13 protein-coding genes and 2 pseudogenes are annotated in these 10,003 nt (G+C 32.6%); 13 read left to right on the top strand and 2 right to left on the bottom strand.

What is annotated here, in order from left to right; genetic code table 11:
• Positions 1-286: 286 nt before the first annotated feature.
• Entirely contained in the window at positions 287-1,255 is a 969-nt protein-coding gene (locus RBB48_RS30880) for a Replicase RepFR55 (protein ID WP_306008792.1), read from the bottom strand.
• Between the two features lie 475 nt (positions 1,256-1,730).
• Here RBB48_RS30880 and RBB48_RS30885 point away from each other — a divergent pair, with 475 nt between their 5' ends.
• Both RBB48_RS30885 and RBB48_RS30890 read left to right on the top strand, forming a co-directional pair.
• A complete protein-coding gene (locus tag RBB48_RS30885; protein ID WP_306008793.1) occupies positions 1,731-2,882 on the top strand; it encodes an AimR family lysis-lysogeny pheromone receptor in 1,152 nt (383 codons plus the stop codon).
• 21 nt (positions 2,883-2,903) lie between these two features.
• Positions 2,904-3,071 (top strand): hypothetical protein, encoded by a 168-nt coding sequence (locus tag RBB48_RS30890; protein ID WP_000239446.1) that lies wholly within the window; start codon positions 2,904-2,906, stop codon positions 3,069-3,071.
• 282 nt (positions 3,072-3,353) lie between these two features.
• On the opposite strand, the gene RBB48_RS30895 is transcribed toward RBB48_RS30890, so the two are convergent.
• Entirely contained in the window at positions 3,354-3,737 is a 384-nt protein-coding gene (locus RBB48_RS30895; RefSeq protein ID WP_000151002.1) for a helix-turn-helix domain-containing protein, read from the bottom strand.
• A 146-nt stretch (positions 3,738-3,883) separates the two neighbouring features.
• Here RBB48_RS30895 and RBB48_RS30900 point away from each other — a divergent pair, with 146 nt between their 5' ends.
• The 11 genes and pseudogenes from RBB48_RS30900 to RBB48_RS30950 form a co-directional block, all read left to right on the top strand.
• On the top strand, positions 3,884-4,093 hold the full coding sequence (locus tag RBB48_RS30900) for a helix-turn-helix domain-containing protein (RefSeq protein ID WP_071714091.1): 210 nt from the start codon (positions 3,884-3,886) through the stop codon (positions 4,091-4,093).
• 103 nt (positions 4,094-4,196) lie between these two features.
• A pseudogene (locus RBB48_RS30905) lies at positions 4,197-4,528 on the top strand (adhesin); the annotation flags it as partial.
• Between the two features lie 158 nt (positions 4,529-4,686).
• A pseudogene (locus RBB48_RS31835) lies at positions 4,687-5,138 on the top strand (type IV secretory system conjugative DNA transfer family protein).
• Between the two features lie 49 nt (positions 5,139-5,187).
• Positions 5,188-5,757: a TraM recognition domain-containing protein gene (locus RBB48_RS30915; protein WP_306008795.1), complete on the top strand. Its 570-nt coding sequence runs from the start codon at positions 5,188-5,190 to the stop codon at positions 5,755-5,757.
• A gap of 103 nt (positions 5,758-5,860) precedes the next feature.
• Entirely contained in the window at positions 5,861-6,109 is a 249-nt protein-coding gene (locus RBB48_RS30920; RefSeq protein ID WP_000514061.1) for a hypothetical protein, read from the top strand.
• A 559-nt stretch (positions 6,110-6,668) separates the two neighbouring features.
• Complete coding sequence (locus RBB48_RS30925) at positions 6,669-7,112, top strand: hypothetical protein (RefSeq protein WP_098868962.1); 444 nt, start codon at positions 6,669-6,671, stop codon at positions 7,110-7,112.
• 29 nt (positions 7,113-7,141) lie between these two features.
• Complete coding sequence (locus RBB48_RS30930) at positions 7,142-7,366, top strand: hypothetical protein (RefSeq protein WP_306008796.1); 225 nt, start codon at positions 7,142-7,144, stop codon at positions 7,364-7,366.
• A gap of 31 nt (positions 7,367-7,397) precedes the next feature.
• Complete coding sequence (locus tag RBB48_RS30935) at positions 7,398-7,706, top strand: hypothetical protein (RefSeq protein WP_306008797.1); 309 nt, start codon at positions 7,398-7,400, stop codon at positions 7,704-7,706.
• Positions 7,707-7,812: 106 nt separating this feature from the next.
• Positions 7,813-8,049 (top strand): hypothetical protein, encoded by a 237-nt coding sequence (locus RBB48_RS30940; RefSeq protein ID WP_097854448.1) that lies wholly within the window; start codon positions 7,813-7,815, stop codon positions 8,047-8,049.
• A 51-nt stretch (positions 8,050-8,100) separates the two neighbouring features.
• A complete protein-coding gene (locus RBB48_RS30945) occupies positions 8,101-9,186 on the top strand; it encodes a hypothetical protein (protein WP_306008798.1) in 1,086 nt (361 codons plus the stop codon).
• A 15-nt stretch (positions 9,187-9,201) separates the two neighbouring features.
• On the top strand, positions 9,202-10,003 hold an 802-nt coding region (locus RBB48_RS30950; RefSeq protein WP_306008799.1), incomplete at its 3' end, for a hypothetical protein.

The following is a 10,003-nucleotide window of genomic DNA, read 5'->3' on the forward strand; positions in this document are numbered from 1 at the left end:
ATTTGGGCCATAATGGTTATTGTATCAAGGTATTGGAGATTTTTACTTAGTAAATTTCTAAGTAAATAGTTTAGTAAATAATAATTGAATATACTGGATTCATAAGGTTTAAATTTTATAGTTGAATTAAAAAGAAAAAATTATAGTACATAGAAAATATATATGATTTATGAATTATTTTATTGAAGACCAATAAGGTTATAAAGAACTATAGGAAGACATTACAAATAGCCTTGCTGTATATGTTTTTTTTAGCAAGGCTATTTGTAATTGGATTTTTTTGATTTTAATCGTGTTCTTCTAAAAAATTATAGAAAACAAATGCATGACTATTAGTTGTATCTAAGAGTGAGCTTGTATTTTGTGCATTACGTTTTCTACGTTCTTGCTTCTGTTTAGATTTTTGAATAAACATTTTTATGAAATGTGCAGGATTACTGTTTTCAGCTTTATTAAACTGGAACCATTGCACACATTCTTCAAAATCCCATCTTGTGTAGCGATCAATATCCGGTGACAATCTTAAAGCAATTGTATACGCATCATTTTCAGATAGGTATGTTAGCTCTTGACTCAAGATGTAGTAATACGCTCTTTTCTGATCTTCACTCAAATAATCATTTAAGTCTTGTAATCTATTATTTTTTACTTGTTTCTCATGATGGACAGCAGTTTTTGATTGCTCTTCAATGCCGAAAAACTCTAAGGAAGGTGAAGGTTTAAAATTGTTTTTTTGCATAAATTCAAGATCTGTTACATCAGACTTTTTACTAATTTTGTTCTTTAAAAATCTAGTAAAAGTAGCACAAACATCAATTGCTACAGCCCATCTTATCTTGAAATATTCAACAATTTTTAAATAGTTATTATGTATTGTTAAGATGTAAACAGAGGGAGCAATCTTTCCATGCCGTCTTACCTTGATTTGTTGGCATACTCCTAAATCTTGCAGCCAATTAAAAATGTAATTAATAATAGGTTTTGAAATTCCAGATTTTTTGCTGATGTGTTCTTGTCTAACTTGACTATAGCCTTCTTGTACTAAATAAGATAAAACAGTCTCTAAAGCTTCGTATTTCCTTTTGGTAAGATAATCTTTTGTGGTAGCACCTTCACACTCTAGGACAATACTATCAATATAAGAAGTTATTTTCTTGATTTCTTGATTGATAGATCCAGAAGTTTTAGATAAGTGATGAATGTGGGGACTTAGTTCCGCTTTTGCTCGACTAAGCAAAAAGTTTCGCAACAACACTGAAAAAACCTCCTATTTTTCCCACCGCAAATAAAAAGGAAAAACAGCGGTTTTATATTCACAATGTATATGCATTATGATATAATTTTAATATCAAGTATGATACTAAAGAGAAACACATATATTTATAGTGTGAATTAAAACCCTATCTTAGAAGTTTTAAATTGGTTCCGGTCGCCAAACTAGAAGCCAATTTAAAACTGGGCGGTGGGGTTTTATTTTTTTGTTTTCTAAAAAACTTTCGTTCATAGGTAATTTATTTTTATTTTACAATTGTATGTACATAATATCAACACTCTAAGTTCATATTTGAAGAATAGGTGCAAAAATTGAAGTATTTCACATTTGTTTTCAATTAAATATCAGAATATTCACTCAACAATTGAGCAAGAAAAATTTTCTAGGTACTGTGGTATAATTTTCTTACTCATATGTACGTTTCTGAATATTCGTGAAAAAGACGAGGTGAAAATACATGAAGAAGTTATCTAGGGAATTTGATAATTATTTATCTTCTAAAAACAAAACATATACTGATCTCGCAAGAGAAATTGGAGTTGCTAAATCTACTATCTCTAATTGGATTAACAGGGATAAAGAGATATCCGTATATACATTTGCAAAAATTGCCTATGTCATATTTGCAAATGATAAAGATAAACAAGAACAAAAAATAATAGATTATTTAGGTACTTTAGAGGATAGATTAAACATAAATGTTAAAGTTGCCTTTGCCATTGCTCATTTGAACGATCACGTATTATTAATTGAATATCTCGCTGGAATATGTAAAGAGAGCAAGGATGTAGAATTGAAACGATTTGCAGATATATTTAATTTATATATTGATCGTTTGAAAGGTAAAAATGTCAGAGAAGTGTACTTGAATATCCAAAAAGCTAGAAATTCTAATGTGGATGTAGAAATTTTTTGTGATATACTCAGTATGTTAATTCTTTGTGATTTAGGGGATTTTGGATTAATGCAAGGTTATAAGGAAAGAATCGAGAAGAATATTAGAGATGATAAATTAGTAACTAATATTTTCTTAAAGGGTTTATACGGATTTTGGGTTAAAGAACTTTGGAGTTATTCAATATTAAGAAAAAATAACTCTCTACAATTTGTAATAGAAAATGGTGAATTAAGAACATATAAGGATATTGAATTCTTCCCTGTTATGGAAGCTTTGTTGAACATTAGGAGTGGAGAAAACTATATGTTTTCTGACTATAAAAAATCTTTATATTTCTTTCGAGAAGCGTTAAATGTATTGAAAGGCGCAAAAGGGAGTTTAAAATACAATATAGCTCTAAATGATATTAACTTCATTAGAATCTTTTGGTGGAAAGATTTAAATAAAATTGATTTCGATAGATTACACCCAGCTGAATACGCTTTGTTTTTAATTAAAAAGGGAAAAAATCAACAAGCAATAAATATACTTGAAGAAATTAGAGCAAAAAGAAAAATGTTAACACCACTTCAAACTTGTTACTTGGGAATGGCTAAACAAGATATACATTTAATTAAACAATCTATTGATATGTTTAAAGTAAATAATGATTTTTTGTATGTAAAATTTGCTGAAATAATATATGATAAATATGCAGAAAATATAATTTAGTTGTCAAGGGATGGTGAAAAAATGGTGAAAAAGTTATATGTATCAATAGTAGCCGCTATACTGTTATTAACCTTAGTGAATAGTTCACTAGGTAAAATGGAAACACAACAGTACTCCCAAAAAGCTAAAAGTTCTGGGAATCAGTATATGGTATATAGAATGATGGTCGATCCCGGTGGTGGTGGATAATTTTTCTGTATTTTATTTAAAATATATATTTTTACAAAAGACATCGTTTTGAACGGTGTCTTTTGTGATTTTATAAACTGTTTTATAAATCCCTAGACGGGGAATTGTGAAAAATTTGTGTTGTTTTTCACAATATAAAAGCAAAAAAGGAGGGGCAACAATGGGAAGAATAGGATTAAGCGTAAATGAATTATTAGAGATTGTGAAAACAATTGATTTACAAACTTTTAGTGAAATTGTGGAGTTATGTGCGAGCTATGAACAAGAGGAATAGGAGATTCCCTATTCCTCTTGTTCAACTTGCGCTTTTAATTGACTAGCATATTTTAATAATTCCTCTTCAATACGGGGTTTATGTTTATCTGGTACACTCATGTATCGTTCATAGAGTAATCTGGCTAAACGCTCAACTGGATCTTCACCTTTAATACTTTTTAAGAGGTCTTCATCCGGAATTTCTTTTTTTAATAAAGAAGACACACTGACATTTAAATAAGTAGCAATTTCTTCTAATTTATTTAAGCGTGGTGTTTTTTCTCCAGTTTCCCAACTAGATACAGTTCTATATGTAGTATTTAAATCTTCAGCCATTTCTTTCCGACTTACTCCTTTTATAGCCCTTAATTTTTTTATATTTTTCCCCACAATATTTTTATCGATTGTCATTTTATTTATCACTCCAATTTTATAATTTTGCATAGTAACATAAGATTTCTAAAAAAGACATTAACACTAAAAGTGTATAAAATGAGAACTTAAAGTGTTGACTTTAGGCTCAAAGACTAATAAACTGTATATAGGGGGTGAGACACTTGACGATTTTAAGAGAATTTCGTGAATCAAAGGGTTATACAATTAATGAGGTTTCAAAAGGTTCTAAAATTCCAGTAAGTACTTTGTATGATATTGAGTCGGGTAGAAAGGGTTTAATTTCTAGTCGGGCAAAAAGTATATCGGATTTTTTGGGAGAACCAGTCGAAAAGCTTTTTTTGGCAACATATTATCGAGCAAAGTTGAAATGAATCATTTTCACGAAAAATAATTATACATTTATATTGTAAATGAACAGTCTATAAAAGGTACAATTTTATAATTATTTTTTAAAATATAATTTCGGAATTCAATAAACATACAGTGAAGAATTAGAAGGAATCGACACCGCCTACACCACAGACACCACACCCACAAAAAACGGAGCAAATAGAAGCACCGTAACCACAGGTACCGACCAACCACAAGTAATCGGAAAACCTATCATTCCACAAATAGAGAAATCACAACAGATTGTTATAAAACAACAATTAGAACAAAAACCAAAGAAAATTGAAACATTTCTTCCAATAACAGGAGATAAAGCCGAAAATTCATACATAAAATGGATTGGTATTGCATGTATCGTACTAGGTTTATTTGAAGCCGTATTTGCAAAAAGAAACCATAAAAAATTTCAATTGTGATATGAAATAATATGAAACTTATTTCAATGAAGTAGATGGAAATCCACTGAGCTTTACTATTGGATTTCAAAATGCATGTATACTCGTAATTCTCATTTGGACAGTTGTTTTTTTGATAGGTAGCAAGATATAAGAAACCAAGAGGGAGGTGATATGAGATGTCAGAAATCTATGTCGATAAAATAGGGGATTTAGGGAAACTTGAGGAAGACGTTATGCGGTGCAAGGGTACTTTGTTGCCTGAAGAATTAAAGCAAGCAATTTTAAATCGCTCAAGCTGAAAGAAAGGTATGATTTCTGGATAGAATCCGCTACAAAATTATTGGCAGGAAGTATTTTGTATTTAGATCAATGACATGGAGATTTATACTATTCAGATTTAGAAAAGGTTAGGGATTAGGGAATTAGTACAACAAGCAAAAGAAAAAGATAACTTTCCTTTGGAGTTGAGGGAGTTATGGAAGAAAGATCATCCGGCCTATCAAATCATTAACGTGTTAGCCTTATCAGCAAAAAAACAAGGCAAGGCACATTCAATACACTTTTACGAATTTTAGATAAGCAGCAAGAAAAATATGAGAAATTCGAGAAACAGGGAGAGTATTTTTAGTTTCAGTACTAGTTATAAGTCGAAAATGAAATAGGAAGGAGTGCAAAGTATGTTAGGTGTAGATAAGAAGTATACAAAAGTGATTAGAGCTTTAAAAGAACCGAATGAAAGGATTGCTGGTGTCATAAAAGCTCGTTTTGGAGCTTATAAATCGGTCATAGAAGATGTTCAGGAAACAATCAATGATTTTATTTTTATTTTTGATCCAAAAGGCATCTTTTATGAAGATACACATTATGAAAAACGAGAACAAGGATATGAAATCATCAAACATGATTTACTAACTGGTTATGAAACACTACAAATGGATCTAAAACAAAAATCCGTTGTGTACATTAGTGTAGAAACGGAAATAAGTACGTATCAAGAGAGAGGAGAAGCATTATCAAATTTTCTTCAATATCTAACAGAATGCAAGAATATAAGACCGATTCACCTGGTATTTCATCAATATGATTTATACCCAATCCCTCATATGGAGCAGTTTTTGAAAGAAAGCGCAACATACCACATTCAGCATTCAATCGTAGTTGAATCTCAATCCGCATTACAACACATATACGGAAAAGAAGCAGCGCAACGCATCATAACCTCGTATAACACAACAATCTTAGCATGATCTAAAGCACTCGTTCACTATTTCATCCTATCTAGATGGCTAGAAAACTAGACAGGGGAGAAGCGCTTTTCTCCCTTCTTTATCAAAAATAGGAGGCGTTCATATGGGAAAAGAAAAAAGACTCACATTTTATGATATTGCGGCATCACAAGCTCATAGTGTTAAAACTTTTGATGGAAAAACATACGAACTGAAAGGCACCATCGCAATTGAAAATAGCACAGGAAGCATTGAAAAGGTGGCTCAAATTTATTATCAAGTGCGCTCGGTTAGAGATGAACATCAAAACTTAATTGCTAAACGAAAAAATAAACATGCGGAATTAGTAGCTGTCAAACAAAAATGTAAATAAAAAAAGCGATTTTGAAGTGTGCTGAGAACATAGCACAAAGTAAGTCGCTCTTTGACAATTTAAATATATATTGCGTATCTTTTCCTTTCAGTAATGTTGTAGAAGGATAGTATACGGCTTTCAATATATATGCGTGCCTCCCTTCGAAAGGTCACTAGAGGGGTTAGGTATACGATTATCGTTGGGTGAGTAAGATCGTAAAACTCATCTGTGACCACTGGGGAATGCAGTGTATCAAAGACCTGTTTGTGTCAGTACTCGTGAGGAATATCCTATTTTGACATTCTGAAGAAGCGAGGAACATCACAAAAGTAGATACATAAGGTTCTACGTTCACGCCAAAATACGTAGTGCGGTATTGGGCATATAGAAGCTAGGTCGGGATTAGTCTCTATACGCATGCCAATACAGGGTTCGTCATTCCAGCCATAAATGATATTTCCATTTTCTATCCCACTTTCCTTTAAATGTTATAAAATAAAGACAGATGTTGGAGTTTAAAAGTGTCTCATCACACTTCAAAATCGCTTATAAAACTATGACATAGGGAGGAACATGCATGAGTCGTAAAGGGTGGATCATTTCCGCTGTTGTTGGACTGTTAATTGCAATTGGTATTGGTTCAACATTTGTCTTTAGTTCGGGAAAAGGGGAAGTAATGGAACTTAGTCCGTTAGAAATGAAGAAGTTCATGAGTGAGGATGGCACAGGTTTTGTAATATTAAATAATGATAAGAAAACAAGAGCAGATATACTTTTTAAAGTCGAAAAATTAGCAAAGCAAAACAATATATTGGTTAGGGAATTATTCGGAGGTAGAGAGGATGTTCCAAGAACAAGTAATCAACATGACTTCGGCTTGTCACAAAAACGTGATACTCTAGCTTACTATGAAAAAGGAGAGTTGAAGAAATCAATAAAGTTTGAAGAAATTAAACCATCTGATTTTGAAAAAGAAGTTACCTACTTTATTCAAAATTGCAAAGAACAATATCAGAAGTAATCACATAATCATTGAAAGGTGGTGATATAGTGGCGATTACACAGAGGGAATTAAAAAAAGAAAAAGATATGGTAGCAAACCTATTAAGAGCCAATGGTCAGGATTATAACCATTGGCTACATTTACATCATCAGAAGTACATTGAAGAAAATCAAGATCTAGTAATGAAGGCTTTGCAAGCTTATAAAGCAACAGCAACAGAAGTGAAAGAAGAAAGCAAGCCGAGCGTATCAAGTCAGCTTAGTAACGTATAAGCACTTAAAAATGAAAAGGGAGTGAATGTATATGTCAATGTTGGAAACATTATCTCACATGTTAGTGTTAGGTGATGCGATGGACGGTCTAATTAATACAGGGAATTCATTTATTGCATGGATGCAAAGAGGGGCAATGGTTAGTACAGCGATTGTATTTTGCTGGGGCGCTTATCTACTAATTTGGGGCGGTGAACGAGGAAGACATAAATGTATTTGGTGGTTTCTTGGTGGGGCAGCCGGGCTCGTTATTGTAATGGGATGCCAATACTTAGCAGAGAGCGTAAATAGCAATGTGAAATTTGGCCAAATCTTATTCCCGTTTTTCTGGATGAAATAGTGAAAAAATATAATTAAGGCAATGAAGAGGCTATGCAAAGGGTATGGCTTTTTTTGTTGCCTTTTTTTATTAGAATTTGAATTTGATACAAAAAGGAGGCTGGATTATGGGGTTTATCGTACAGTCCTTTAAAGAGTTTTATAGTAATCCAGTAGGATTCTACTTGATCGTGACACTGATAACTATGTTAGCATTTACTGTTTGTTATTTTATTTTCATGTGTATGGTGTCAACTGAGCGAGCTTTTGATTTTTTAGGAAGATTGTTAAGAGACCTTTTACCATTAGCGTTTTTATTTGCTGTCTTCCTTGTATTAGGTTCTTTTGTGTACTATGCATTTTAAGATCAATCGAAATGAAAGTAAATATAAATCAAATGGAAGAAAGGAGAAGCCATGTTTGTCATTTTTAAGAGTAGCAATGGAACAGAAATTGAGTCGGGTAAGCAATATTCGTTTCATGAAGCTTATATCTTAACGAAACGATTAGAACGTATTTATAGAGAAGCTGGGCGACAAGAACATATTGATTTCGATTTGTTAGATGGTCATTCCAATGAAATTTATAACGGTACGTTATCACTTGGTTCGAGATATGCAGATCACATTTTTGATCACATTTCTAAAAAAATGAATGTGATGCAATTAGATCCGGAACAAGAGGAACAAAAGAAGGAGCTGTTAGAAAAATTAGAAAGAGAAATCAATGATTCTCCTTTTCATGAAGAATATGAATATCAAGAAGAATCATCAGAAAGGAAGGAAGAACCCTCTTATAGTCCAGCGAATGAAGTAAAAACACTAGTAAAGCCTGGAAAGGAAAATAGAAAAGGATTCAAGATTATTGCGAGTGTCATAGGAAGCGTGGTGTTAATTGGAGCTGGTGCCATATTTGCCTTTAAGTTATTCTCTTCCGAACCAGTTTCGAGTGCAAATGCTGGCTCGGAACAATATGTAGTAAAAGGATTACAACAGGCAGCCATTCAGCAGTATGGAGAAGCCGTTAAATACTTCGATAAGGTCAATTACACAGAATTAGATAAAGATAGTCAGAAGGCAGTTCTATTTACTTATTTATTAAACGGAAAGGCAAATAAGGCCTTACAATATGAACCGAAATTTGCAGAAAGTGTGGTTGCTTATTTTATTGGGATAGACAACATGAATAAAATCAATGAAATTGATGTCAAAAATGATGTAATCGACTTTGAAAAAGCAGCACTTAATAAGAAATATGAGGAGGTAATTAAGCTTAAGGGTAAAGTCAATATGGACGGTAGACGTGAAAAACTCATTGTTGAAGCTTTTGTAAATCTAAAAAAATATGGAGATTGTTATTCCTTTGCTAAAACGCAAGGAAATAAAAATGTAATGAAAGAAGTCAAAGAATTAGAGAAACGAGATATTCAACAATCTACGATAAGTGAAGAGGAAAAGAAAGCTAAGATTGAAAAAATTGATAAAGACCTACAGAACATCTAAGGGGGAGAGAATAACATGCCTTTAAATTATGAGAATCTGTACAAAAAAATGGGAATTGTTTTTCTTGGTGGTTCATTGATATTAAGTACGACAGGTTGCAGTTGGTTTGGAAGTAAGGAATCATCAAAAAGTAAATCAGCTATTACAAAAAAAGTAGATAAGAATAAGCCGGAGGAAAAGAAAGGAGATCTGAACAAACAAGATTTTGAAGCAATTACAGAGAATGCAATTCAAAGTAAGGATAATGAAGTTGCTTATGTACTCGGAGAGCTGGATAAATCAAAAATTAACTTTAAAGAAAAATCTATTGTAAGTAATCTTCAAAATGGGGATGACACTACTTCTCGTGTTCTAGCACTCTTTGATAAAGAAACGGTAGATAAATCAATTCAAGATACAGCAAAAGACAATGTGATTGCAGCTATTACAGATAACAAGCCACAAGTCACCGTGAATGGAGATCATTTTGCATTCGGTGATCAAAATATTGATTCTTCAGTAGCGAGTATAGGTGATATTCTTCCACCAGAGAAGAAACCAGATTCAATTGTGAACCCACCAATTATAACGGAGGGTGAGAATGGTAATACGGAAAATACAGGGACAGAAAAACCAAAGCCACCAGAGCTGGAAAAACCAACAAATCCAGAGAAACCGACAGAGCCAGAAAAACCAACAAATCCGGAGAAACCGACAGAGCCGGAAAAACCAACAAATCCAGAGAAACCGACAGAGCCGGAAAAACCAACAAATCCAGAAAAACCAACAGAACCAGAGAAGCCAACAGAACCAGAGAAGCCAACAGAACCAGAGAAAC

It is taken from the genome of Bacillus sp. MMSF_3353, from assembly GCF_030733445.1.
GTDB lineage: Bacteria > Bacillota > Bacilli > Bacillales > Bacillaceae_G > Bacillus_A > Bacillus_A wiedmannii.